Below are 22,229 nucleotides of genomic sequence, written 5' to 3'. Positions count from 1 at the left end.
GTTGCAAACGGGACGCGTTCATATAGACGACCATGAATGCCGCGCTGCCGCTCGAGCCAATCGAGACTGCAAGCCGTGACGAGTTGACCGCACTTCAGCTCGAACGTCTTAAATGGTCGCTGGCCCATGCGTTCGAAAACTCCCGCGCCTATCGCCGCAAGTTCGAGGACGCCGGTGTGACGCCACACGATCTCGAAACGCTCGCCGATCTCTCGCGTTTTCCCTTCACAACAAAAGCCGACCTGCGCGACAACTATCCGTTCGGTATGTTCGCCGTCCCGCAGGAGCGCATTTCGCGCATTCACGCCTCATCGGGTACGACGGGCAAACCCACTGTTGTCGGCTATACCGCGCGCGATATCGACACCTGGGCGAACCTCGTAGCCCGCTCGATCCGCGCAGCCGGCGCCCGCCGCGGCGACAAGGTCCATGTGAGCTACGGGTATGGACTCTTCACAGGCGGTCTCGGGGCACACTATGGCGCGGAGCGGGCAGGGCTGACCGTCATTCCGTTCGGCGGTGGCCAGACGGAAAAACAGGTGCAACTGATGCACGACTTCAAGCCAGACATCGTCATGGTCACGCCGAGCTACATGCTCGCGATCGCCGACGAATTCGAGCGGCAAGGGCTCGATCCGGCGCAATCGTCTCTGCGAATCGGTATTTTTGGCGCCGAACCGTGGACGAACGAAATGCGCCTTGCGATCGAACAGCGCATGGGTATCGATGCCGTCGACATCTATGGCCTGTCGGAAGTCATCGGCCCCGGGGTAGCTTCCGAATACGTCGAAACAAAAGACGGTCCGACGATCTGGGAAGATCACTTCTATCCGGAGATAGTCGATCCCGAAACCGGTCAGGTGTTGCCCGATGGCGAGTTGGGCGAACTGGTCCTGACCTCGCTTACGAAAGAAGCGCTACCGATCGTGCGTTACCGTACGCGCGACCTGACCCGGCTGTTGCCGGGCACCGCGCGCACGATGCGGCGAATGGAAAAGATGACGGGCCGATGCGACGACATGATGATCGTACGAGGCGTCAACATCTTTCCGACTCAGATCGAAGAGCTTCTGCTCAAACAGCGCGCGCTCGCACCGCACTATCAAATCGTATTGACAAAGGAAGGGCCACTCGACGTCATGACGCTCAATGTCGAGCCCTTGAGCGCCGCCGGCGCGGACGGCGCAACACTGGACGCCGCACGCGCGGCGCTTTCGCACGACATCAAGGCGCTCATCGGCGTGGCGGCAATGGTCAAGGTACTGCCCGTCAACGGCATCGAGCGGTCGGTTGGAAAGGCGCGGCGGGTCGTGGACAAGCGCAAGTCGGGCAACTGAAATGCAGCCTGCGCCACCCGCCACTGCAAGTCGGCCGACAGGCGAGTGGCTTTGGCGCCACGCTCGACTCGCGCCATCAAGACAATCGCACCAGTCGCACCCGGGCGCAGGCAAGCCGCCAAACAAACGCCACAAACGCTACGAGTTCGGAAGCAATAACCACATGCGCCCGGACTGCTTCATCTTGCCGGCGAGTTCGCCCGCATCGTCCCCGAGCCCCCAGAAGTAATCGGCACGAACACCGCCCTTGATCGCCGTGCCCGTGTCCTGAGCGAACACGAGCCGGTTCATCGGCGCATTCGTCATCGGACGCGTCGTCTGCAGGAAAACCGGGGTACCCAGCGGTATCGATGCCGGGTCCACCGCAATCGAGCGCTGCGGCGTGAGCGGCACACCAAGGGCGCCAATCGGACCTTGATCCTGACTTGCCAGCGCCGGATCGGCCGGTGGCATCTCGCGGAAAAACACGAAACGGGGGTTGGTATCAAGAAGGCCGTCGACTCGCGACGGGTTCGCGCGCGCCCACGCTTTGATGCCCTGCATCGTCGCCTGGGCGGGCGTCAACTCGCCATGGTCGAGCAGCCAGCGCCCGATCGACTTGTAGGGCTGGTTGTTGCTACCGCCGAAGCTCACTCGCATGACGCCGCCCTCATCGAGCACGATGCGTCCCGAGCCTTGAACCTGCAGGAAAAACGCCTCGATGGGATCGTCGACCCACACGAGTTCATTGCCGGCCAGCACGCCCGCGCGCTCCAGTTGGGCACGCGACGGCATCGCAGCACCGGGCTGGTAGCCGGCAGGCCAGCGATAGAGCGGATACTGATAAGGGCCACGGCGGACTCGCGCGCCGTGTAGCAGCGGTTCGTAGTAGCCGGTCACGAGCCCGTCGAGCGTGCCGTCGCCGTTCGCAAATTGGAACGGCGTGAAGTACGCCTCGAAAAAGCTTCGGGCGCTCGCGATATCGAGATCGTCGAGTCGTGCGGCGGCATCGCAGGCGCGCTGCCAGCGCGGTTCGCGGCCGAGGCGCGCGCAGTTCTCCCGCAACGCAGCAGCAGCGCCGATCAATGAATCGTCTTCCCAGCCCGGCAGTTGCTGCCAAGCGATCGGCGTGAGGCGCGCCGCTGCCAGTTGGCCAGAGACAATCGCCGCACCGCTCGGCACCGACGACACCGGTGGACGGACGACCGAGCCGCCACCGCAAGCAACGAGCAGCATGGCGAACACCACAGCCAGCGTGCGGCCAGCCGCCCCCAGATCAATGCGCATACGTTTGCTCTTTTTCGATCAAAACTTCGCGCCTGGCAAAGCCGCGCGTTTCGGCGCGTCGAACGCCACCCGACGCTGCGTGACCATCAGTGCAGCGTACGCGGCATCTGAAGGGTGAACTCGGGCACCAAGGCTTCGAAGCGCTCGCCGTCTTCCGCCACGCAGAAATATTCGCCCCGCATGGTACCGACGGGCGTCGCGATCACCGCCCAGCTCGTATATTCGAACTGCTCGCCCGGTTGCAATAACGGTTGATGCCCAACCACGCCGAGCCCCTTTACCTCCTGGGTCTTGGCCTCGCTGTCGGTAATCACCCAATGGCGCGCGATCAATTGCGCCGGCACTTGGCCCGTATTGCGAATCGTCAGCGTATAAGCAAACGCGTATTGGTGACGTTGCGGGTCGGACTGCTCAGCTAGGTAACGGGTCTGCGCCGACACGCTGAATTGATACTGGTTCATCGTGATTCTGGTTCCACTCTGATAGGAATCCGAAAGGACGCGCCACCCCGCGGGCTGTCGCCGCGTTCGCTTTCGGAATGGCATTCTGCGCGATGGCGCCCTTGCCTGCAACCGAGCAATGATCGGCTCGTAACAAAGCCTGCAATAAAGCCAGGCACAGTAAAATGGCGACTTTCCCTGCCGCCGCCCGCCGACAATGAGGATTGACGCGCCATGACGCAATTCCGTATCGCACCTAGTATTCTGTCGGCTGACTTCGCCCGGCTGGGCGAAGAAGTCAGCAAGGTTGTCGCCGCTGGTGCCGACTGGATCCATTTCGACGTAATGGACAACCACTACGTACCGAACCTGACAATCGGCCCTTTGGTATGCGAGGCGATCCGGCCACACGTGCAAGTGCCGATCGACGTGCATCTGATGGTGCGCCCCGTCGACCGCATCGTGCCGGATTTTGCCAAAGCCGGCGCCAATCTCATCAGTTTTCATCCAGAAGCGTCGGAGCATATCGATCGGACGCTCTCGCTGATCCACGATCACGGCTGCAAGGCCGGCTTGGTGTTCAACCCGGCCACGCCGCTCAACTATCTCGATCACGTGATGGATCGTGTCGATCTCGTACTCATCATGTCGGTAAACCCGGGCTTCGGCGGCCAATCGTTCATCCCCGAAGCACTCAATAAGCTGCGGGCCGCGCGTGAGCGCATCGACGCCCATCGGCACAAGACCGGCCGCGAGATTCATCTGGAAATCGACGGGGGCGTCAAGACCGACAACATTGCCGACATCGCGCGTGCAGGGGCCGATACCTTCGTCGCGGGCTCGGCGATTTTTGGCAAGCCGGACTACCGGGCCGTCATCGACGAAATGCGTCGCCAGCTCGCAGCAGTAGCCGCACCGGAGGCTCGGGCATGAACAGCACCGCCACCCACGCCTCTTATGACACGCCGCGCCTGGCGAGCATGCGCCTGAAAGCCGCGATCGTCGACCTCGACGGCACGATGGTCGATACGGCCGACGACTTCACCGCCTGTCTGAACGGCATGCTCACCGAACTCGGGGCCGAGCCCCCCATCACCCGCGACGAAGTGGTGGGCTACGTCGGCAAAGGCTCGGAGCACTTGGTTCGTGCCGTGCTGTTGGCCCGCTTGACGTCTGATGAAACGCGCGCGTGCTTCGATAACGCACTCGCCATCTATCAAGCGCACTACGCAGTGATCAACGGGCGCCACACGCAGCTTTACCCCGACGTGGAGCAAGGCCTCGCGGCACTCGGCGGCGCGGGGCTCAAGCTCGCCTGTGTGACGAACAAGCCACGGCGTTTCGCCGTTTCGCTGCTCGAGCGATACGGGCTCGCCAAGTACTTTTCGGTGATCTTCGGCGGCGACAGCTTGGCGCGCAAGAAGCCCGACCCCGCGCCGATGCTGGCGGCCTGCGCTGCGCTCGGCGTCGCGCCGAGCGAAAGCGTCGCGATCGGGGACTCCGAAAACGACGCTCAGGCAGGCCGGGCGGCAGGCATGGCGACGCTGACAGTGCCCTATGGCTACAACCATGGCAAAGCTATACAAACGATAAATTCGGATGGTATAGTCGCGACGTTGTCCGCAGCCGCCAAGGTCATTGCGGACCACCACGCGAATCTCGACGCAACGGCTCAATTGCCGGCAACATAATCATCGTCATCACCTCATGTTTCTGAGCAAAAAACGGAGTTCGAGCTGCATCGACCGGGGAGCCTGGCCCTGGCGTCGCTCGTCACGCTAACCTCTCTCCGAGGTATGCTGGATCTTGCATCCAGCGCCGTTTTTTGCTTTGCCGCGCACCCGCGCTCCAACCGCTGCATTGCCCGAATTGCCCGGACAGTCACAGCCTCCGGCCAAAGCGCGATTTTCGAGTCGCCAATCGGGCCTGCGGCCGAACGGTTTGCCGCGCGCTTCACATCCCCGTTATGCGATGTCTGAGCGCCGGTCGTACGAACAGGATCGGAACATGACCGAACTAGAATTCAAGTCACTTGCAACCGAAGGCTATAACCGCATTCCATTGATCGCCGAGGCACTGGCCGATCTCGAAACGCCGCTCTCGCTCTACCTCAAGCTTGCGCAGGCCGAGCGCAACGGCGCCAATTCATTTTTGCTCGAATCGGTAGTCGGGGGCGAACGGTTCGGGCGCTACTCGTTTATTGGGCTGCCTGCACGCACGCTCGTGCGCACGAGCAACGGCGCGACCGAAGTCGTGCGCGACGGCAAGGTCATCGAGACGCACGAAGGCGACCCGTTCAATTTCATCGCGCAATTTCAGGCACGCTTCAAGGTGGCGCACACGAGCGGGCTGCCGCGCTTTTGCGGTGGCCTCGCCGGCTATTTCGGCTATGACGCGGTGCGCTATATCGAAAAGAAACTCGCACATTCCGCGCCGCGCGACGACCTCGGGCTACCCGACATCCAACTGTTGCTGACGGAGGAGTTGGCCGTCATCGACAATCTCGCGGGCAAGCTCTACCTGATCGTCTACGCGGACCCGACGACGCCCGAGGCCTACGCGCGCGGCAAGCAGCGTCTGCGAGACTTGCGTCATCGCCTGCGCGCCACGGTCCAGCCGCCCGTCACTTCGCCAAGCGTGCGCACCGAGATCTACCGCGAGTTCGCGCAGCACGACTATCTTGCGGCCGTACGCCGCGCGAAGGAATACATCGCAGCGGGCGAGCTGATGCAGGTTCAGGTCGGCCAGCGCCTCGTCAAGCCGTATCGCGACAACCCCCTTTCGCTGTATCGTGCGCTGCGTTCGCTGAACCCGTCGCCGTATATGTACTTCTACAATTTCGGCGATTTCCAGGTGATCGGTGCATCGCCCGAAATTCTCGTGCGACAGGAAAAACGCGGCGACGATCAAATCGTGACCATCCGGCCGCTCGCGGGCACGCGGCCACGCGGCAACACGCCCGAGCGCGACGCCGAACTCGCAACCGAGTTGCTCAACGACCCAAAGGAAATTGCCGAGCATGTGATGCTGATCGACCTGGCCCGCAACGACGTGGGCCGCATCGCCCAGACCGGCTCGGTCACCGTGACCGACAAAATGGTCATCGAAAAGTACTCGCATGTGCAGCACATCGTGAGTTCGGTGGAGGGCAAGCTCAAGCCAGGCGTGACGAATTTCGACGTGCTGCGCGCAACGTTCCCGGCAGGCACGCTGTCCGGCGCCCCGAAGGTCCGCGCGATGGAACTGATCGACGAACTCGAACCCGTCAAGCGCGGGCTGTACGGCGGCGCCGTCGGCTACCTTTCGTTCACCGGCGAAATGGACCTCGCCATTGCGATTCGCACCGGCATCGTTCACAGCGGCAACCTCTACGTGCAAGCGGCAGCGGGTATCGTTGCCGATTCCATCCCCGAATCCGAATGGCAGGAAACGGAGAACAAGGCGCGTGCGGTGCTGCGCGCCGCCGAGCAAGTACAAGACGGCCTCGATAGCGACTTCTGAACGGGAGACAAACCATGTTGCTGATGATCGATAACTACGATTCGTTCACCTACAACCTCGTCCAGTATTTCGGGGAACTCGGCGAAGACGTCCATACCTATCGCAACGACGAAATCTCGGTCGACGAGATCGGTCGGCTGAACCCCGATTACATCTGCCTGTCGCCGGGGCCGAGCAACCCGCAGCATGCCGGCATCACGCTCGACGTGCTGCGCCGCTTCGCCGAGACCAAGCCGATTCTCGGCGTGTGCCTCGGACATCAGGCGATCGGCGAGGCCTTTGGCGGGCGCGTGGTGCGCGCGCAGACGATCATGCACGGCAAGGTGAGCCGGATCGAGACGGACGGCAAAGGCGTCTTCGCCGATTTGCCGAAGCATTTCGATGTGACGCGTTATCACTCGCTTGCCATCGAACGCGATACGCTACCCGAGTGCCTCGAAGTATCGGCGTGGACGGAGGACGGCGAGATCATGGGTGTGCGGCACAAGACGTTGCTCGTGGAAGGTGTGCAGTTTCATCCGGAATCGATTCTCTCCGAGCATGGTCACGCGCTGCTCGAGAACTTCCTCACGATGGCGAAAACCGCTCGCGCTGCCGCCGTGTGAGCTTAGCGCCATCTTTTCTTTGCTCCTGGAAAAGGACGAGATCATGACGATCACTCCGCAAGAAGCGCTGCAGCGCACGATCGAGCATCGCGAAATTTTTCACGACGAGATGCTGCACCTGATGCGGCTCATCATGCGCGGCGACCTGTCTCCCGTCATGGCGGCGGCGATCATCACCGGGCTGCGCGTCAAGAAGGAGACGATCGGCGAAATCGCGGCGGCGGCCACTGTCATGCGCGAGTTCGCAACCCTCGTTCGCGTGGCCGATAACTCGAACTTCGTCGACATCGTCGGCACAGGCGGCGACGGCGCCAACACGTTCAATATCTCGACCGCCACCATGTTCGTCGTGGCGGCAGCCGGCGCGAAAGTCGCCAAGCACGGCGGGCGCGGCGTATCGAGCAAATCGGGCAGCGCCGATGTACTCGAAGCGCTGGGCGTAAACATCGACTTGCAACCCGCAGAAGTGGCAGCGTCGATTGTCGAGACTGGCATGGGTTTCATGTTCGCGCCGAACCATCATCCGGCCATGAAAAACATCGCGCCGGTGCGGCGCGAGCTCGGCGTGCGGACCATCTTCAACATTCTCGGCCCGCTCACGAACCCGGCCGGCGCGCCGAACCAGTTGATGGGCGTCTTTCATGCCGACCTCGTCGGCATCCAGGTTCGCGTCATGCAGCGGCTCGGCGCCAATCACGTGCTGGTGGTGTATGGCAAGGACGGCATGGACGAAGTGTCGCTCGGTGCCTCGACGCTCGTGGGCGAGCTGCGCGACGGGAAAATCCACGAGTATGAGATTCATCCTGAGGACTTCGGCTTGCAGATGGTGTCGAACCGGACGCTGAAAGTGAACGACGCCAACGAATCGAAAAAGCTGCTGATCGACGCGCTCGAAAACCGTCCGGGTGTGGCACGCGAGATCGTCACGCTCAACGCGGGGACGGCGCTCTATGCGGCCAACATCGCGGCATCGATTGCCGATGGCATTCAGGTTGCGCGCGAAGCGATCGCCTCGGGGCGCGCGCGTGCGAAGGTCGACGATCTCGCACGCTTTACGCAGCAATTCAAGCGCTAAAAGCCGCGGCATGCGCGCAAAGAACAATGAGGCAAGGACAACCATCATGAGCGATATTCTCGAACGCATCATCGCCGTCAAACGCGAAGAAGTCCGGGCGGCACATCTGAGCGCGCCGCTAGAGGAACTGCGGCTCGAAGCATCGACGCGCGAGCTGCGCGATTTTGTTGGCGCGTTGCGCGCGAAACATGCAGCGGGACGTCCGGCCGTCATCGCAGAAGTGAAGAAAGCGAGCCCGTCCAAGGGCGTGCTGCGCGAGCACTTCGTGCCGGCCGAGATCGCTCGCTCGTACGAGCGCGGCGGCGCCGCATGCCTTTCCGTGCTCACCGACGTACGCTTCTTTCAAGGCAGCACGGCGTATCTCGAAGAAGCGCGCGCTGCCTGCAGCCTGCCGGTGCTGCGCAAGGACTTCATCATCGACCCATATCAGATCGTCGAATCGCGCGCGATGGGCGCCGACGCCATCTTGCTGATCGCCGCGGCGCTCTCGACGCCGCAGATGCAGGAACTCGAAGCATTCGCGCATTCGCTGAACCTCGCGGTGCTCGTCGAGGTGCACGATGCAGCCGAGCTCGGCGAAGCGCTGACGTTGAAGACGCCGTTGATCGGCATCAACAACCGCAATCTACGTACGTTCGAAACGTCGATCGATACGACGCTCGATATGCTGGAAAACGTGCCCGATGATCGCATCGTCGTCACCGAATCGGGAATCTTGTCGCGCGCCGACGTTTCGCGCATGCGCGACGCGTCGGTGCACACGTTCCTCGTCGGCGAAGCGTTCATGCGCGCCGACGATCCAGGCGCCGAACTCGCCGCGATGTTCTCCTGAATCATTTTTGGTCCGCCTGCGATCTTACCTATGGGCATCGAACGCGAAATCAAACTGGCGCTGCCCCCCGGGCAAGGCGATGCAGCCGAGCGCTACTTCACCGCACGCACGGGCGAAGCGGGGCATGACGTGCTGCTTGAGAACACCTATTTCGACACACCCGCGCTCGTTCTCACGCACGCCAAGATCGCGTTGCGGTTGCGCCGTACGCCGAGCGGCTGGCAGCAAACATTGAAGGCGGCAGGCACCGCGGCGGCAGGACTGCATCGCCGCCATGAGTGGGAGATGCCCGTTGCCAGCGAGGCGCTCGACATCGATGCGCTCGCCCGGGCGTGCGACGATGCTGCAGCGCGCGAAGCGTTGCGGCGTGCCGCCCCCGAACTGATCGCGCTGTTTCGGACGGTCTTTACGCGGCGACTATGGCGATTGAACGTTGGCGCTGCGTTGATCGAAGCCGCCATCGATCGCGGTGAAGTCACGGCCGAAGTAGATGGCCAGTTGCGGCGTGCGCCGATCAGCGAGATCGAACTCGAACTCGTCGAAGGCGATGAATGTGCGCTCGGAACGCTCGCAGCGGAGCTAAGCGCGAGCGTTGCGGGGCTTGCGCCCGAGAACGTGAACAAGGCGCAGCGCGGCTATGCGCTGCTGGGCTCGGGCTGATCGACATGCCGCGTGCCTCGTCATCCACTTCCAACACCGATCAGATCGGCCTTTTCGAAGCACCACGCGCGATTGAACCTGGCCTTTGCGCGCCGCTCGAGGATCAATTCGATGCGCTGCCGGCCGACTGGCGCGCGCACCTGCGGCCCTTTCTCGCAAGCGACGCGTATGCCCCGTTATGCCGCTTCGTCGATGAGCAGTGCGCCGCCGGGAAAACGGTGTATCCGGCCGATGTCTTTCGCGCACTGCGTCTGACGAGCCCGGATGCGGTCGAGGTCGTGATCGTCGGGCAAGATCCGTATCACGGCGACGATCGCGGACATCCGCAAGCGCATGGGCTCGCGTTTTCGGTGCCGGCGCCGGTTCGGCCGCCGCCGTCGCTGCGCAACATCTTCAAGGAGATCGCGGCCGATTTCAGCTACGAGATGCCGCAGCACGGCTGTCTCGACGCGTGGGCAAAGCAAGGCGTGCTGCTGCTCAACACGGTGTTGACCGTTGAGCGCGGCAAGGCGGCAAGCCATGCGAAACGCGGCTGGGAGCGATGCACCGACACGCTCATTCGCGAACTCGCGCATCGGCATGAAGGGCTTGTCTTCATGCTGTGGGGCGCGCACGCGCAGGCCAAGCGCGCACTGCTCGATTCGAGGCCGCATTGCGTGCTCGACGCGCCGCACCCTTCACCGCTGTCAGCGCATCGAGGCTTTCTCGGTTGCCGCCATTTTGCGCTGGCCAACGACTACCTGGTCGCAAACGGGCGCAAGCCCATCGATTGGCGGCTACCGCCACAAGAGCAAGCCTCGAACTGACACGTCCGCTTACGCGGCCGCCGCGATTGCCTCACGGGCACTGGCAAAGGCCGCATTCGCCGCGTCAGGGCCCATGTTCAGGCCTTCGGCATAGATGAACTGCACGTCGGTCACGCCGATAAAGCCCAGGAACGTCTTGATGTACGGCGATTGCGTGTCGGCGGGTGTGCCGGCGTACTTGCCGCCTCGCGCCGATACCACGAACACTTTCTTGCCCTGCACAAGCCCTTCCGGACCATTCGCCGTATAGCGGAACGTGACACCCGCGCGCGCGATCCAGTCAAAGTAAGCCTTCAGCTGCGAGGACACGCCAAAGTTGTACATCGGCGCGCCAATGACAACGATGTCCGCCGCCTGCAGTTCGACAATCAGCGCGTCGCTGCGCGCGATAATCGCGGCTTGCTCTGGCGTGCGTTGCTCAGCCGGCGTAAAGAACGCGCCGAGCACCGAGTCGTCAAGGTGCGGCAGCGCGTCAGCAAGCAAATCGCGTACGACGACTTTTGCACCGGGGTTGGCGCTTTGCAGCTTGGCGGTCAGTTCGGTGGCAAGCAGCGTCGAATTCGCGCCTTGCGAACGCGCGGCCGAATTAAGTTGCAAGATCGTGGTCATGTTGGGCTCCGATGTTCTGAATGGTCTGCGCGTTGAGTCGCGCGAGTGAAGTCATTGTGTTTTTTTCGGCCTATCTCGGAAAGGGGGCCGGCAGCGAAGCATTGTTGCAGGAATAGGACAATGCGCGGACTACGGCCGCGCGTCACTGAGCCAACGCTCGCGTGCCTGACGGGCGGCGGCCCGAGCTTTATCGTCGGTGACGACCTTGTAGCGCGTGGTCTCCGGGCCATCGAGCTTCACGCGCGACACACGCAGTTCCTCCCGGCGAAACGCGTGGATTTCGACCGTCATGCCGGGCAGATAGCGAGCCAGCAAGCCGTCGAGATTCGATGCGGTGACGCGCAGGCCGTCGAGCGCAACGAGTACGTCGCCGGCCGACAGGCCCGCCTTTTGAGCCGCACTGCCGTCGTGGACCGCCGCCAGCACGCATTCGGCGCCGCCACGGATGCGCACGCCGAGCGACGGCTTGGCCGTTCGCGCAACGCCGGCTTTGCTACTGCCGTTGCCCGCATCAGGCGCGAGCGTGATGCCGAACGGCACGAACAGGGTATCGAGCGGCAGGTCACGCGCGCCGTTCACCGCATCATCGAAGAGTGGACCGAGATCGACCCCGGTCGCCTCGGCAATCAGCGCCTTGACGTCGTGCTCGCCGACCCCGGTGGCCCGCCGCCCATGCCGATAGAAATCGCGCCCATAACGCTGCCACAGAAGACGCATCACGTCGTCGAGCGATTTGCGCTGATTCGTTCGGGCGCGGATCGCCAGATCGAATGCGAGCGCGACGAGCGAGCCTTTCTGGTAGTAGCTGACAATCGCGTTCGGCGCGTTTTCGTCCTGACGGTAGTACTTGATCCATGCGTCGAACGAGCTTTCCGCAACGCTCTGCTTGAGCCGCCCGCTGCCGCGCAGCACGCCTCCAATGGTCTTGCCGAGCAGCGCGAGATATTCCGACGGACAAATCGCGCCGGCGCGCACCAGCATCAGGTCGTCGTAGTAGGACGTGAAGCCCTCGAAAAGCCACAGCAGCGATGTGTAGTTCTCGCACGACAGGTCGTACGGCACGAACGCGGCTGGCTTGATGCGCTTGACGTTCCAGGTATGGAAATACTCATGGCTGCATAGTCCGAGGTAGGTCCGATAACCCTCGGTCATGTCAGGGCGGCCCTGCACAGGCAGGTCGGCACGGTTGCAGATCAATGCTGTCGAGGCGCGGTGCTCCAGCCCGCCATATCCATCGCCGACAGCCAGGGTCATGAAAACGTAGCGTTCGACGGGTGCTTTTTTCGAACGCGGCTCAAACAGCGCAATTTGCGCTTCGCAGATGCGTTGCAAGTCGGCCGCGAGGCGCTCGGTATCGACGCGCGTCGCGCGCCCGGCGATAACGATGTCGTGCGGCACGCCGTGCGCGGCGAACGAGGTCAGCGCGAAGTGGCCGAGTGTGACGGGATGGTCGATCAGCTCGTCGTAGTTTTGTGCCTCGTATTCGCCGAAGCTATAACGCTTGGTGCCGCGCCCTTCCGCCAGTGCCGTGACCACGCGCCAGTTCCGGTAAGCCGGCCCCGACGGCTTGCGGATGTTGACCAGACAGGGTGCGTCTTCGTGGCCAATCGCGGCGAGAAAGACGCTCGAACCGTTGAAAAAACCTGTCGTATCGTCAAGGTGAGCCGCGCGGACCGAGACATCCCATGCGTACACCTCGTAGCGCAACCTCAAAGCCCCGCTCTTGACCGGAGCGGCCAGCCAGGTCTGCTTGTCGATTTTTTCGATGCGGACTTTGCGACCGGCTTCGTTGAAAGCCTGCAACGTGACGATGTTTCGCGCGAATTCGCGCACCATGTAGCTGCCCGGTATCCACGTCGGCAATGTGAAACGCTGGCCTGCGGGGTCCGGCGCGGCAAGCGTCAGCGTGACCTCGAACATGTGCGCGGCGGGATGCTTCGGAACGATAGCGTAGCGAATGGGCTTCATCGGCGGCAGCGTCAGGTATCGATGGGTGGCGAGAGGCTTGGGGGTTTATCGTTGCTTATCGTTGCATCACGACGCTCAGCGGCTCTTGCCAAGCGCCTTTTCGAGCGCATCGGCCGACACCGCGCCCGGAAGCCGGCGGCCATCGGCCAGAATGATCGTCGGCGTGCCCGTCACGTTCATGCTGTGACCGAGCTCGAGGTTCTTGTCGATCGCGCTTGTATCGCACGTGCTGCCGCCCGACGGTGCGCGATGATCGAGCATCCAAGCCTCCCAGGTCTTCGCGCGGTCCGCCGCGCACCAGATCGCTTTCGACTTGGCCGTCGAATCGTCCGACAGCACCGGGTAAAGGAAGGTGTAGACGGTCACGTTGTCGATCGACTTGAGCGACGCCTCGAGCTGTTTGCAGTACGGGCAATTCGGGTCCGAGAATACGGCAATTTTGCGGCTGCCATTGCCTTTGACGACTTTTACGGCATTCGCAAGCGGCAGGCTCGCGAAATCAACCTTGTTGAGTTCGGCCAGGCGCGCTTCGCTTAAATTGCTGCGCGTTTTCGTATCGACGAGATCGCCGACGAATACGTAATCGCCACGTGCATCGCTATAGATGATGTGCGAGCCGAGGTTGACTTCATAAAGCCCGGCAACGGGCGTTTTCGCGATGCCCTTTATTTGAATATCGGGCAAGCGGGCTTGCAGCGTCGCCTTTAGGTTATCCGTGGTCTGATCAGCGCGCGCCGAGCAGCCGAGCGTCATCGCAGCGATGACAGCCGCGTACGCGGCATGGCGCAAGATGGTAGGCATGGTGTTGGCAGTCCTTATGATCGGTGTACCGCGCGTTCGTTGCGCGCGGCGGATGAAGTCGGTTGGATTGATTGGTCGCTTTGTCGTTCGTTCTACTTTGTCGTTCGTTCTACTTTGTCGTTCGTTCTACTTTGTCGTTCGTTCTACTTTGTCGTTCGTTCTACTTTGTCGTTCGTTCTATCGTCCTAGCCCAGCGCGGCGGAGACCAGCCAACGCTTGACCAGCGGCTGTGCGCCCACGAATGACATGCCCGTGTTGCGCAACGAACGCGCCAGCATGCCGGGCAGCGAAAACAGGCGTTGCAAGCCGTCCGTAGCCAGCGTGAGCGCGCCGATGTCCTCTCGGCGCGAACGCTCGTAGCGGCGCAGCAGCACGATGTCGCCGAGATCGCGGAACGGCTCTTTTCGCGCGACGACGTCGACGAGCGACGCCACATCGCGCAAGCCGAGATTCATGCCCTGCCCCGCTAGCGGGTGAATCAGATGTGCGGCATCGCCGACGAGCGCGACGCGCGGCGCAACGAGCCGGTCGACGCGTTGCAGCGAAAGCGGAAAACCATGCGCCGCGCCCACGCATTCAAGCTCGCCGAGGCGGCCGCGCGTAACGCTTTCGACCGCCGCGCCGAGCTGGGCCGGCGCAAGTGCGAGCAATTCGCGCGCGTGGTCCGTCTGCGCCGACCAGACCAGCGATACATGGCCTTGCGGCAGTGGCAACAGCGCAACGACTTCGCGCTCGGTGAACCATTGATAGGCGGTTTCGCCATGCGGCTGCGCCGCCTTGAAGTTGGCGACGACGCCCGTTTGCCGGTAATCCCGCCGTCTGACCGCGGCGCCCATTTGCGCGCGCACCCAGGAATGCGCGCCGTCCGCGCCGACGATCAAATCGGCTTCGATAACCTGGCCGCTCGCAAGCGCGAGCGTCGCGGCGTCGGCTTTCACGTCGAGCCCCTGCGCGCGCGTATCGAACCAAGCGACTTGCGGCTGAAACCGCAGCGCGGCATCGAGGGCGTGCTCGATCAACGACGATTCGACAATCCACGCGAGCTGAGGTACAGCGGCTTGAAAGGCGGAGAAATGGAGTTCGGCTTGTGCGTCGCCGTATACGCGCATGTCGTAGACGGGCGACAGGCGGTCGTGATCGAGCGCCTGCCAGACGCGCAAGCGCTCCAGCAGCGCTTGCGAACTGGCGGAGAGCGCGTAGATGCGTGCGTCGAACGGCGTGTCGGCTGTACGCGGCGCGGCCGGTTGGGCGATCAGCGCAACCCGCAGGCCGGTTTGCGCGAGCGCAAGCGCGGCACTTTTGCCTATGAGTCCACCGCCGACGACGGCGACGTGAAACGTCTGATGATGGGCGATCATTTCCGCATTATATCTGTGCAATGCCCCGCGGTTGGGCATGGGGGCCTTCGGAGCAAGGTGCGGTGACGCACATTTGGGCGTTAGTCTGGCCCCGAACGTCGAATGCTGGGCGGGTTTGCCGTGTTATTCGGTCGAAAGGAAGTTATATGCGATTGTCATATTGGCGCTTTCGAGTCTCTCGCCTATATCGGAAACTTATTTGGTGGATAAAATGCTCAGATAAAAATTATCCGAGGGCCGATTATGCTCGTGAACCGGATTCTCGATCGAATTGCGCTAATACTGACCGCCAGCGCTTGCGCACTGGGTGCGTGGGCCTTCTATCACTACACCGGCCAGTGGTCAGGGCCGATCATCATGACGGTCGGGATCGTCGGCCTGTTTGTGGAAAACCACCGGCTGCGCAAGCTACTGGCGGAACACGGCATCGAGTCCCGGCTGGGACGACGGCGGAACAACTGACGATGCAAACGGGACGCGTCCTACCTGCGAACGCTCTGTCTCGTCACCACAAGCAGACCGATCGCCGAAGCAGCTACGACGCCCGCCATCGCAACATAGAGTTCGGCAACAGAGGCGCCACCGTATACGCTCGGCGTGGCAAAAATCAGCAATCCGACACCGCTTGTCATCAGGACACTGTTGGCACGAAAACGACCGAGCAAGTGTCGCGGACACTCAGTCAGGAATCGAGTCTCGCTTCGTATGCGCACGAGAGCGAAGCCGGCACCGAGAGAAAAATGCGTTGTCAGAAGAGCCGGGAAAGCGGAAAGAAGCGGGATTGCTGCAAGAACGACAGCCATTGCCCCGACCACGATGAAATCCAGCTGCATCGAACTCGGGAAATTTGCCGCAAACCTGGCAAGCCACAAGCCGACGAGGAGCGCGCCGATCGACCATGCGGCTTCGATCATCGAATAATTGACGCTGGTGCCGCGGAAATAGACGCCGATCAGTGCCGGCAGCAATGCGTTCGTAATCTGTCCGATTGAAAACGCCAGCGCAGCGCAGGTCGCTATCGCGAACAATCGGCGGTGCCGCAGGTAGAGCATCGGCCCTGCGGAAAATGCTCCGCGTTTCCACGTAGATCGAACGCTGTCGCGCGCAACGTTCAAAGCAGGGAGCAGACAGAAACTGAGTCCGGCCAAAAGTGCACCGCACAGCGAAATGACGAGAAAGGCATGGCTGCTATCGGCTTGAGAGACGATAAGCCCCCCGAACGCCGTCCCGAAAATCAGCGCTATCTGCGCGGTCGAATTGAGCATCGCCAGGTGTCGAGGTCGTTCAGACTGCGGAAGATGAGTCTTCAGGAAGTAGTCCATCGCGCCGCCCAACACCGCGCTGGACACGGTAGCGATGACCACGGCGACAGCGATGCCCTCGAACGTCGTCAGACTGCTCAGCATCGTTTGCGTAACAAGCGGGGCTGCTCCGGCAACGACGATGCCAACGTGCCCGAAGAAGAGCATTGTTTTTTTGCGAGCGAAGTAGTCGACCATTGCTCCGATAATCGGCGACAGGACCAGGCTGGCGACGGTCGAAATCAACAGAATCTTTCCTGCGGCGTCAGCGCGCCCCGTGCTCTGCACTGCCGACCAAGCGACGACGACCAATTGATAGCCGATTCTGAAGAAGTTGATTGCGGCTAGCGCGGCGAAAAGCCGAATAGAGGGGTTGCGCGTCGCGCCCGCAGCTTGTCGAGGGAGTTCGACATTCAGAACATCATCGCTCATGGCCTCGGCGCTTCGATGTCAGTGGTAACCGGAACAACGTCACTTTCGCAAAGAGCCGCCACAAAGCACCGCACCAAAGATCGCAAAAATCAAGGACGCTATTCCCCACGCTAGAAAGAAGGCATTGGCAATGTTGGGGCTCGTATCGAAGAGGCTACCCTTTCCTCGGAGGAGGATCGCGCCGTAACAATACAGCGCTCCCCAACATGCAACACTGGCTGCAGCGCATCCGAGGATCCCACCCGATAGCGCTTTAATGATTTTCATTGAATCTGGAAAAATAGAATGGTTTTTGATTTCCGGAAATCCGACCATATACCCGGAATGACGAGATTCCAGCCAACACGCAGGCCAGTTCCAAATCCGGTGAGTTTTTCGCCATTCCAAAGGTCGATGTGCCCACCCGTCAAACTATCCGCAGAATCGCCATCCTGTTGCCAATACCCGTTAAAAAATACGATACCCGTTCTGCCTTTAACCTTGCTGACCCAATCTGGACCGGTGATATTCTCGGCTGCAGACAAACCAGCAATCGGTCGCATCTTTAACCACTCGGCTAGCTCATACGCACGGGTTGCTGTTGCCTTGCCGTCAAGCAAAAGGCGTCCGAGCGTCGGCTTCCCTGGCATGGGCCTGACGAGTCGCTGAGAGAACGATTTCATGGCGATGCCGACACGGTGGAACATCACGCTCATCCGAATCGCACATTGATTCTTGTATTGTCCGTTGGGGTCATCGTATGGGTCGCCAGCAGGATACATATTCCACAATTCCTGGAAAGTCAGCACCTTGAGCGACACTTCTTTGATCGAATTCGGCGTCGCGTTCGTCGTTACAACTGTCGTCTTATTCGGCATTGGCCAGTCCTTCCTGTTTGGCGAGGGCTTCGTCACCCCAATGCACCGAGTAGGCTCCAGACGCATCGGAATAGACGCGTGGCAAACGTCCGTTGCTATCGAGACGGCCCGCAATAGTTCGTCCGTCGATCGCCTCGATGAGATACGGATAACCTTCAAGCGCAGCACTTGAAGCAACGGCGACCTGTTCGTCATAAATGCGGTCGCCGGCCTGCATCGGCGCACCGCCGCTGCCTGCGCCCGCTGCTTCGGTACGCGTTTCAAGAAAGATTCCCGGGTTGCGGCCGACAATAACGCGGTTCTTCTTGCACGGGCACAGCACTAGATCGCCATCGACCACGACATCGCGTCCTTTTTCTGACATCCCTCTGCCAGTGCCGAAAATCTTGAATGCGCCCTTGCAGTTACCGCAACTGGCTTCGTCGCCGCTTAGCGCGACCTTCTTTCCCTCGTCATGAATCGTCGACGAAAAAGCCATCACGAGTCCGCCCGTCGTGGTCGGATCGCCGTGCCGTATCGCGGCCTTACGCATGATCGCTACCTGCGTCTAGCGTGCCGCCCAAAGATCGCGCCAGCGCGAGTGGTACACCACACCACTGTGCGGCGCAACCCGCACCATCGACAATGGTGGCCTCGCTGCCATCGTCATACGTGACGACATCGCCAACGCGCGCCAGCCCCCGCGCTTCGGCATGCGTCGTTACGCGGCTGATGCGGCCGCCGCCCGCGGTACGCGAACCGATGGTTGCAAACAGATAGGTCGTTTCCTTCTTCTGATGTTCTTGCATCGCTAAAGCGCTCCCGCGGTTGGTGCTTCTATGGAATGTTTCGAGACGCTATGCGATGCGGGGAGTGAAAGAGGTCAACCGCCATAAGATTCAGACGCTGCGGCATCTGAAAAGCATGAAACACTCGTCCTGCGAATGGTTGCCTCCCGCTCGTCGGGAACCGCAAAATCCTCCCCGACCGTCCCGCCCCCTCGCCGACCCGACCACCCGAAAGCGTTACAATTGCCACTTTCCGAGCGCAAGCCGAGCGTGGAATGGGATCGATCAGCATCCCCCTCCGTACCGCTTGTCTCGTCCCCGAATTCACCTTGCGGCTGCCGCGCTTTTGTCCATCGCCGGACAGCAAAAGATGCGACGAGCAACCGCAACAGATTGATCCAGAAAGGTCTTTCAATGAGCCTCAAATGCGGCATCGTCGGCTTGCCTAACGTCGGCAAGTCCACCCTCTTCAACGCCCTGACCAAGGCGGGCATCGCCGCCGAGAACTATCCGTTTTGCACGATCGAGCCGAACATCGGCGTGGTCGAGGTGCCCGATGCGCGGCTCGATGCGCTGGCCGAAATCGTCAAACCCGAACGGGTCGTGCCGGCTGTCGTCGAGTTCGTCGATATCGCCGGGCTCGTGGCCGGCGCCAGCAAGGGCGAAGGCCTCGGCAATCAGTTCCTCGCCAACATCCGCGAAACCGATGCGATCACGCACGTGGTGCGCTGCTTCGAAGACGAAAACGTGATCCACGTCGTCGGCAAGATCGACCCGCTCTCGGACATCGAAGTCATCAACACCGAACTCGCACTCGCGGATCTCGCCACCGTCGAAAAAGCGCTCTCGCGTTATTCGAAAGCGGCCAAGTCCGGCAACGACAAAGAAGCCGTCAAGCTCGCCGCCGTGCTCGAAAAAGCGCGCGCGCAACTCGACACGGCCAAGCCGGTCCGCGCGCTCGACCTGTCGGACGACGAAGCGGCACTGCTCAAGCCGTTTTGCCTCATCACGGCCAAGCCCACGATGTATGTGGCCAACGTGAAAGACGACGGGTTCGAAAACAACCCGCATCTGGATGCCGTGCGCGAACACGCGCAAGCCGAGGGCTCGCCCGTCGTCGCCGTGTGCGCGGCCATCGAAGCCGAAATTGCCGATCTGGCCGACGAGGACAAGGAAGTCTTCCTAGCCGATATGGGCATGGACGAGCCGGGCCTGAACCGTGTGATCCGCGCGGGCTTCAAGCTGCTCGGCCTGCAAACGTACTTCACGGCCGGCGTGAAGGAAGTGCGCGCATGGACCATCCATGTCGGCGATACGGCACCGCAAGCGGCCGGTGTGATTCACACCGATTTCGAACGCGGCTTCATCCGGGCGCAGACGATTGGGTTCAACGATTTCGTCACCTTCAAGGGCGAGCAAGGCGCGAAAGAAGCCGGCAAGATGCGCGCGGAAGGCAAAGAGTATGTCGTCCATGATGGCGACGTGATGAACTTTCTCTTTAACGTCTGACGCGTCGCCGCGATACCCGCTCTCACTTCCCGCGCGCACGCACGATAGCCTCGATCGTCGTAACCGCGCGCGCAGTACCGTTTTCCGTCGCCATTCGAGCAGCCAGCGCCGCGGCACGCTGCCTCGCGGCAGGCCGCAGCGCAAAAGCGATACCGTCCGCAAAGGCTGCGGGCGCGCACTTGTTTGCATCGATAGGTGGCCCTGCCACGCCGAGCGCCGTAAGCCGATGCGCCCAGAAAAACTGATCGGCCGCAAAAGGCACAACGACCGAAGGGACGCCGGCCCTCACAGCCGAATGCGTCGTACCCGCGCCGCCGTGATGAATGACGACCGACACGCGGGGAAAAAGCCACGCATGAGGCGTATCGCCAATCACGTGGAAATTCGATGGCAACGCTCCGTGGCCAATGCCGCTCCAGCCCGGATAAAAAAGTGCGCGGCGGCTGCCCACGGCCGCAACCAGCGCATCGAGGAACCGGGGCGTATCGAACCCGGCCATGCTCCCAAAGCCCACATAAATCGGCGGCTCGCCAGCCGCAAGGAACGCGTCGAGTGAGGCTGGCGGCGTCCATGCGGCCGCCGGCCCCACCCACTGGCCACAGATCTGTGCGTGATCGGGCCAGTCGTCAGGGCGCGGCAACAAGGTAGGCGAAATACCGTAGAGAATCGGATGCTCGGTCCATACGCGGGAGCGCTTCGGCAAGCCGCATACGGTGGCGCGCGCCGCGTTCGTCGTCGTGCGAAACGCCCGCCACAACATCGCGTTCACGAAGCGATGGCTCACACGATTCAAAAAGCGTGGGACCATTGTCGGTCGCAAGAACGGAGAAGCGAACGCGGCGGTGGGCGAGATCGGAATCATGCTCGCCCCGATCGCCGGCACACGTCGACTCTCGGCAACCGAAAGACCCACGAACGATGCGAGCGCCGAAACAATCACGGCGTCACAACCGGCACTGGCATCGGCGGCCTGTGCCATCCACGCTGCGGTGTTTTCGTTGGCAATACGCGCAAGTGCCTCGGCCGTGGCACCAAAGCCGCCCTTCCTGACGATTGCATCAGCGAGCGCCTCCCCCGGCATCAGCGCCTGCCGAATGTCGCCAGCAAGTGCTGCCGCTGGCACACCCAGTGTGCGGGCCGCGCCGAGCGTTGCAGCATCGGCCAAAAGCTGCGTCTCGTGGCCCGCGTCCATCAGCGCTCGGCATAATGCGGCGAGCGGGCGCGTATCGCCCTCCGTTCCATATGTCACGACGGTAAATTTCATCGTTTCGTTGCTCCGTTGGCGTACGCGGGCGGTCGAATGTCCTGCGCCCGCCGATCAATTTTGACCATCGTATACTAATGCACATCGTGCATTTTTTCAGAAACGAGCGCAATGACACTATCCAACGATGCGGGCCGCCGCGAGCGCAAGCGCCATCAAATGCTCGATCATCTGGCGGCCACGGCCGCGGGGCTATTCGAGGCGCTCGGCTACGAAGCCGTGACGATGGAGCGCATCGCGAGCGAGGCCGACGTCGCGAAACGCACGCTATACAATCACTTCCCGACCAAGGAAGCCGTGCTCGCTCACTGGATGCATGCGAAGCTCGAAGCCGACCTTTCGCATCTCGGCGAGCAAATCGCGCAGTTGAACGGCTTCGCCGCGCGCATATCGTGCGTGCTCGATGCGTCCGCAAAATGGTGCGCGCAGCATCCGACCTATCTCGCAGCCTATTTGCGCTATCGGTTTCTCGAGATCGGAGCGACGGCCGGGGAAACAGGCGCAAGCGGTGCGCAAGACGACATCGCTGTGGCTTGGCGCGAGTTGATCGCCGATGGGCAACGCACGGGCGAGTTGGGTGCGCACTTTTCCACGTCGCAGTTGACAGCGTGGTTTCATCACCTCTACCTTGGCACGCTGATGCGCTGGCTCAATGTTCCGGGCCTCGATCTGCGCGACGAATTGCACGCTGCGCTGGCCTTGTTTCTCGAAGGCGCCACGCATACCGGCGCTGCGGGTGCGAATCAGCCGAAGCAGCTGAACCAGCCGCTCCGGCCGAAACACCGACGCGCGGCGCGAAGATGACGCCCACCGCCTTTGCCTGCACGGCCGCTAACGTGTA

The 22,229-nt window shown here is 61.8% G+C and carries 23 protein-coding genes; 12 read left to right on the top strand and 11 right to left on the bottom strand.

Features of this window, described 5'->3' with window-relative positions; genetic code table 11:
- The first annotated feature begins 32 nt into the window (after nt 1-32).
- The gene (gene paaK / locus ACSQ20_RS02610) at nt 33-1,337 is read left to right on the top strand and encodes a phenylacetate--CoA ligase PaaK (protein ID WP_436017168.1); all 1,305 of its coding nucleotides are present in this window, start codon (nt 33-35) and stop codon (nt 1,335-1,337) included.
- A 138-nt stretch (nt 1,338-1,475) separates the two neighbouring features.
- Here paaK and mltA read toward each other — a convergent pair whose 3' ends face one another.
- Both mltA and apaG read right to left on the bottom strand, forming a co-directional pair.
- On the bottom strand, nt 1,476-2,603 hold the full coding sequence (gene mltA / locus ACSQ20_RS02605) for a murein transglycosylase A (protein ID WP_436017166.1): 1,128 nt from the start codon (nt 2,601-2,603) through the stop codon (nt 1,476-1,478).
- An 86-nt stretch (nt 2,604-2,689) separates the two neighbouring features.
- Nucleotides 2,690-3,064, bottom strand: a complete 375-nt coding sequence (gene apaG / locus ACSQ20_RS02600) for a Co2+/Mg2+ efflux protein ApaG (protein WP_436017164.1) — start codon at nt 3,062-3,064, stop codon at nt 2,690-2,692.
- A 213-nt stretch (nt 3,065-3,277) separates the two neighbouring features.
- Here apaG and rpe point away from each other — a divergent pair, with 213 nt between their 5' ends.
- The 8 genes from rpe (at nt 3,278) to ACSQ20_RS02560 (ending at nt 10,522) form a co-directional block, all read left to right on the top strand.
- Nucleotides 3,278-3,976 carry a ribulose-phosphate 3-epimerase gene (gene rpe / locus ACSQ20_RS02595; RefSeq protein ID WP_436017162.1) on the top strand — a complete coding sequence of 233 codons (699 nt, stop codon included), beginning with the start codon at nt 3,278-3,280 and terminating at the stop codon, nt 3,974-3,976.
- Complete coding sequence (locus ACSQ20_RS02590; protein WP_436017160.1) at nt 3,973-4,734, top strand: phosphoglycolate phosphatase; 762 nt, start codon at nt 3,973-3,975, stop codon at nt 4,732-4,734. The genes rpe and ACSQ20_RS02590 overlap by 4 nt, the downstream gene beginning before the upstream one ends.
- A gap of 316 nt (nt 4,735-5,050) precedes the next feature.
- The gene (gene trpE / locus ACSQ20_RS02585; protein WP_436017158.1) at nt 5,051-6,544 is read left to right on the top strand and encodes an anthranilate synthase component I; all 1,494 of its coding nucleotides are present in this window, start codon (nt 5,051-5,053) and stop codon (nt 6,542-6,544) included.
- A gap of 14 nt (nt 6,545-6,558) precedes the next feature.
- Nucleotides 6,559-7,149 (top strand): aminodeoxychorismate/anthranilate synthase component II, encoded by a 591-nt coding sequence (locus ACSQ20_RS02580; RefSeq protein ID WP_436017156.1) that lies wholly within the window; start codon nt 6,559-6,561, stop codon nt 7,147-7,149.
- A 43-nt stretch (nt 7,150-7,192) separates the two neighbouring features.
- Complete coding sequence (trpD, locus tag ACSQ20_RS02575; RefSeq protein WP_436017154.1) at nt 7,193-8,224, top strand: anthranilate phosphoribosyltransferase; 1,032 nt, start codon at nt 7,193-7,195, stop codon at nt 8,222-8,224.
- Nucleotides 8,225-8,270: 46 nt separating this feature from the next.
- Nucleotides 8,271-9,056 (top strand): indole-3-glycerol phosphate synthase TrpC, encoded by a 786-nt coding sequence (gene trpC, locus ACSQ20_RS02570; RefSeq protein ID WP_436017152.1) that lies wholly within the window; start codon nt 8,271-8,273, stop codon nt 9,054-9,056.
- 30 nt (nt 9,057-9,086) lie between these two features.
- Nucleotides 9,087-9,716: a CYTH domain-containing protein gene (locus ACSQ20_RS02565; protein ID WP_436017150.1), complete on the top strand. Its 630-nt coding sequence runs from the start codon at nt 9,087-9,089 to the stop codon at nt 9,714-9,716.
- Between the two features lie 5 nt (nt 9,717-9,721).
- The gene (locus ACSQ20_RS02560; RefSeq protein ID WP_436017148.1) at nt 9,722-10,522 is read left to right on the top strand and encodes a uracil-DNA glycosylase; all 801 of its coding nucleotides are present in this window, start codon (nt 9,722-9,724) and stop codon (nt 10,520-10,522) included.
- 9 nt (nt 10,523-10,531) lie between these two features.
- Here the strand turns inward: ACSQ20_RS02560 and ACSQ20_RS02555 are convergent, their stop codons facing one another.
- The 4 genes from ACSQ20_RS02555 to ACSQ20_RS02540 all read right to left on the bottom strand — a co-directional run bounded on the left by ACSQ20_RS02555 (nt 10,532) and on the right by ACSQ20_RS02540 (nt 15,258).
- A complete protein-coding gene (locus tag ACSQ20_RS02555) occupies nt 10,532-11,131 on the bottom strand; it encodes an FMN-dependent NADH-azoreductase (protein ID WP_436017146.1) in 600 nt (199 codons plus the stop codon).
- Between the two features lie 129 nt (nt 11,132-11,260).
- On the bottom strand, nt 11,261-13,099 hold the full coding sequence (locus tag ACSQ20_RS02550; RefSeq protein WP_436017144.1) for a M61 family metallopeptidase: 1,839 nt from the start codon (nt 13,097-13,099) through the stop codon (nt 11,261-11,263).
- Between the two features lie 75 nt (nt 13,100-13,174).
- Nucleotides 13,175-13,900 (bottom strand): DsbC family protein, encoded by a 726-nt coding sequence (locus ACSQ20_RS02545; protein WP_436017142.1) that lies wholly within the window; start codon nt 13,898-13,900, stop codon nt 13,175-13,177.
- Between the two features lie 185 nt (nt 13,901-14,085).
- Entirely contained in the window at nt 14,086-15,258 is a 1,173-nt protein-coding gene (locus tag ACSQ20_RS02540) for a UbiH/UbiF family hydroxylase (RefSeq protein ID WP_436017140.1), read from the bottom strand.
- Nucleotides 15,259-15,507: 249 nt separating this feature from the next.
- On the opposite strand from ACSQ20_RS02540, the gene ACSQ20_RS02535 reads away from it, so the two are divergent.
- Nucleotides 15,508-15,720 (top strand): hypothetical protein, encoded by a 213-nt coding sequence (locus tag ACSQ20_RS02535; RefSeq protein ID WP_436017138.1) that lies wholly within the window; start codon nt 15,508-15,510, stop codon nt 15,718-15,720.
- 20 nt (nt 15,721-15,740) lie between these two features.
- On the opposite strand, the gene ACSQ20_RS02530 is transcribed toward ACSQ20_RS02535, so the two are convergent.
- The 4 genes from ACSQ20_RS02530 to ACSQ20_RS02515 all read right to left on the bottom strand — a co-directional run bounded on the left by ACSQ20_RS02530 (nt 15,741) and on the right by ACSQ20_RS02515 (nt 18,636).
- A complete protein-coding gene (locus tag ACSQ20_RS02530) occupies nt 15,741-16,991 on the bottom strand; it encodes an MFS transporter (protein WP_436017136.1) in 1,251 nt (416 codons plus the stop codon).
- A gap of 263 nt (nt 16,992-17,254) precedes the next feature.
- Nucleotides 17,255-17,848: a type VI secretion system amidase effector protein Tae4 gene (locus ACSQ20_RS02525; protein WP_436017134.1), complete on the bottom strand. Its 594-nt coding sequence runs from the start codon at nt 17,846-17,848 to the stop codon at nt 17,255-17,257.
- Complete coding sequence (locus ACSQ20_RS02520) at nt 17,838-18,380, bottom strand: PAAR domain-containing protein (protein ID WP_436017132.1); 543 nt, start codon at nt 18,378-18,380, stop codon at nt 17,838-17,840. The genes ACSQ20_RS02525 and ACSQ20_RS02520 overlap by 11 nt, the downstream gene beginning before the upstream one ends.
- Complete coding sequence (locus ACSQ20_RS02515) at nt 18,373-18,636, bottom strand: PAAR domain-containing protein (RefSeq protein ID WP_436017130.1); 264 nt, start codon at nt 18,634-18,636, stop codon at nt 18,373-18,375. Before ACSQ20_RS02515 ends, ACSQ20_RS02520 begins: the two co-directional genes overlap by 8 nt.
- A gap of 393 nt (nt 18,637-19,029) precedes the next feature.
- Here ACSQ20_RS02515 and ychF point away from each other — a divergent pair, with 393 nt between their 5' ends.
- Complete coding sequence (ychF, locus tag ACSQ20_RS02510) at nt 19,030-20,124, top strand: redox-regulated ATPase YchF (RefSeq protein ID WP_436017128.1); 1,095 nt, start codon at nt 19,030-19,032, stop codon at nt 20,122-20,124.
- A 22-nt stretch (nt 20,125-20,146) separates the two neighbouring features.
- Here the strand turns inward: ychF and ACSQ20_RS02505 are convergent, their stop codons facing one another.
- On the bottom strand, nt 20,147-21,388 hold the full coding sequence (locus tag ACSQ20_RS02505) for a glycosyltransferase (protein ID WP_436017126.1): 1,242 nt from the start codon (nt 21,386-21,388) through the stop codon (nt 20,147-20,149).
- A gap of 111 nt (nt 21,389-21,499) precedes the next feature.
- On the opposite strand from ACSQ20_RS02505, the gene ACSQ20_RS02500 reads away from it, so the two are divergent.
- Nucleotides 21,500-22,192, top strand: a complete 693-nt coding sequence (locus tag ACSQ20_RS02500) for a TetR/AcrR family transcriptional regulator (RefSeq protein WP_436017124.1) — start codon at nt 21,500-21,502, stop codon at nt 22,190-22,192.
- The last annotated feature ends 37 nt before the right edge of the window (nt 22,193-22,229 follow it).

This window comes from Trinickia sp. LjRoot230, from assembly GCF_964253315.1.
Taxonomy (GTDB): domain Bacteria; phylum Pseudomonadota; class Gammaproteobacteria; order Burkholderiales; family Burkholderiaceae; genus Trinickia.
This window is presented reverse-complemented; position numbering and strand designations above follow the sequence as displayed.

What these genes read in the sequence shown, in the direction of transcription:
- paaK (WP_436017168.1), top strand. Translation starts at nt 33, where the DNA reads ATGAATGCCGCGCTGCCGCTCGAGCCAATCGAGACTGCAAGCCGTGAC.
- mltA (WP_436017166.1), bottom strand. Translation starts at nt 2,603, where the DNA reads ATGCGCATTGATCTGGGGGCGGCTGGCCGCACGCTGGCTGTGGTGTTC.
- apaG (WP_436017164.1), bottom strand. Translation starts at nt 3,064, where the DNA reads ATGAACCAGTATCAATTCAGCGTGTCGGCGCAGACCCGTTACCTAGCT.
- rpe (WP_436017162.1), top strand. Translation starts at nt 3,278, where the DNA reads ATGACGCAATTCCGTATCGCACCTAGTATTCTGTCGGCTGACTTCGCC.
- ACSQ20_RS02590 (WP_436017160.1), top strand. Translation starts at nt 3,973, where the DNA reads ATGAACAGCACCGCCACCCACGCCTCTTATGACACGCCGCGCCTGGCG.
- trpE (WP_436017158.1), top strand. Translation starts at nt 5,051, where the DNA reads ATGACCGAACTAGAATTCAAGTCACTTGCAACCGAAGGCTATAACCGC.
- ACSQ20_RS02580 (WP_436017156.1), top strand. Translation starts at nt 6,559, where the DNA reads ATGTTGCTGATGATCGATAACTACGATTCGTTCACCTACAACCTCGTC.
- trpD (WP_436017154.1), top strand. Translation starts at nt 7,193, where the DNA reads ATGACGATCACTCCGCAAGAAGCGCTGCAGCGCACGATCGAGCATCGC.
- trpC (WP_436017152.1), top strand. Translation starts at nt 8,271, where the DNA reads ATGAGCGATATTCTCGAACGCATCATCGCCGTCAAACGCGAAGAAGTC.
- ACSQ20_RS02565 (WP_436017150.1), top strand. Translation starts at nt 9,087, where the DNA reads ATGGGCATCGAACGCGAAATCAAACTGGCGCTGCCCCCCGGGCAAGGC.
- ACSQ20_RS02560 (WP_436017148.1), top strand. Translation starts at nt 9,722, where the DNA reads ATGCCGCGTGCCTCGTCATCCACTTCCAACACCGATCAGATCGGCCTT.
- ACSQ20_RS02555 (WP_436017146.1), bottom strand. Translation starts at nt 11,131, where the DNA reads ATGACCACGATCTTGCAACTTAATTCGGCCGCGCGTTCGCAAGGCGCG.
- ACSQ20_RS02550 (WP_436017144.1), bottom strand. Translation starts at nt 13,099, where the DNA reads ATGAAGCCCATTCGCTACGCTATCGTTCCGAAGCATCCCGCCGCGCAC.
- ACSQ20_RS02545 (WP_436017142.1), bottom strand. Translation starts at nt 13,900, where the DNA reads ATGCCTACCATCTTGCGCCATGCCGCGTACGCGGCTGTCATCGCTGCG.
- ACSQ20_RS02540 (WP_436017140.1), bottom strand. Translation starts at nt 15,258, where the DNA reads ATGATCGCCCATCATCAGACGTTTCACGTCGCCGTCGTCGGCGGTGGA.
- ACSQ20_RS02530 (WP_436017136.1), bottom strand. Translation starts at nt 16,991, where the DNA reads ATGAGCGATGATGTTCTGAATGTCGAACTCCCTCGACAAGCTGCGGGC.
- ACSQ20_RS02525 (WP_436017134.1), bottom strand. Translation starts at nt 17,848, where the DNA reads ATGCCGAATAAGACGACAGTTGTAACGACGAACGCGACGCCGAATTCG.
- ACSQ20_RS02520 (WP_436017132.1), bottom strand. Translation starts at nt 18,380, where the DNA reads ATGCGTAAGGCCGCGATACGGCACGGCGATCCGACCACGACGGGCGGA.
- ACSQ20_RS02515 (WP_436017130.1), bottom strand. Translation starts at nt 18,636, where the DNA reads ATGCAAGAACATCAGAAGAAGGAAACGACCTATCTGTTTGCAACCATC.
- ychF (WP_436017128.1), top strand. Translation starts at nt 19,030, where the DNA reads ATGAGCCTCAAATGCGGCATCGTCGGCTTGCCTAACGTCGGCAAGTCC.
- ACSQ20_RS02505 (WP_436017126.1), bottom strand. Translation starts at nt 21,388, where the DNA reads ATGAAATTTACCGTCGTGACATATGGAACGGAGGGCGATACGCGCCCG.
- ACSQ20_RS02500 (WP_436017124.1), top strand. Translation starts at nt 21,500, where the DNA reads ATGACACTATCCAACGATGCGGGCCGCCGCGAGCGCAAGCGCCATCAA.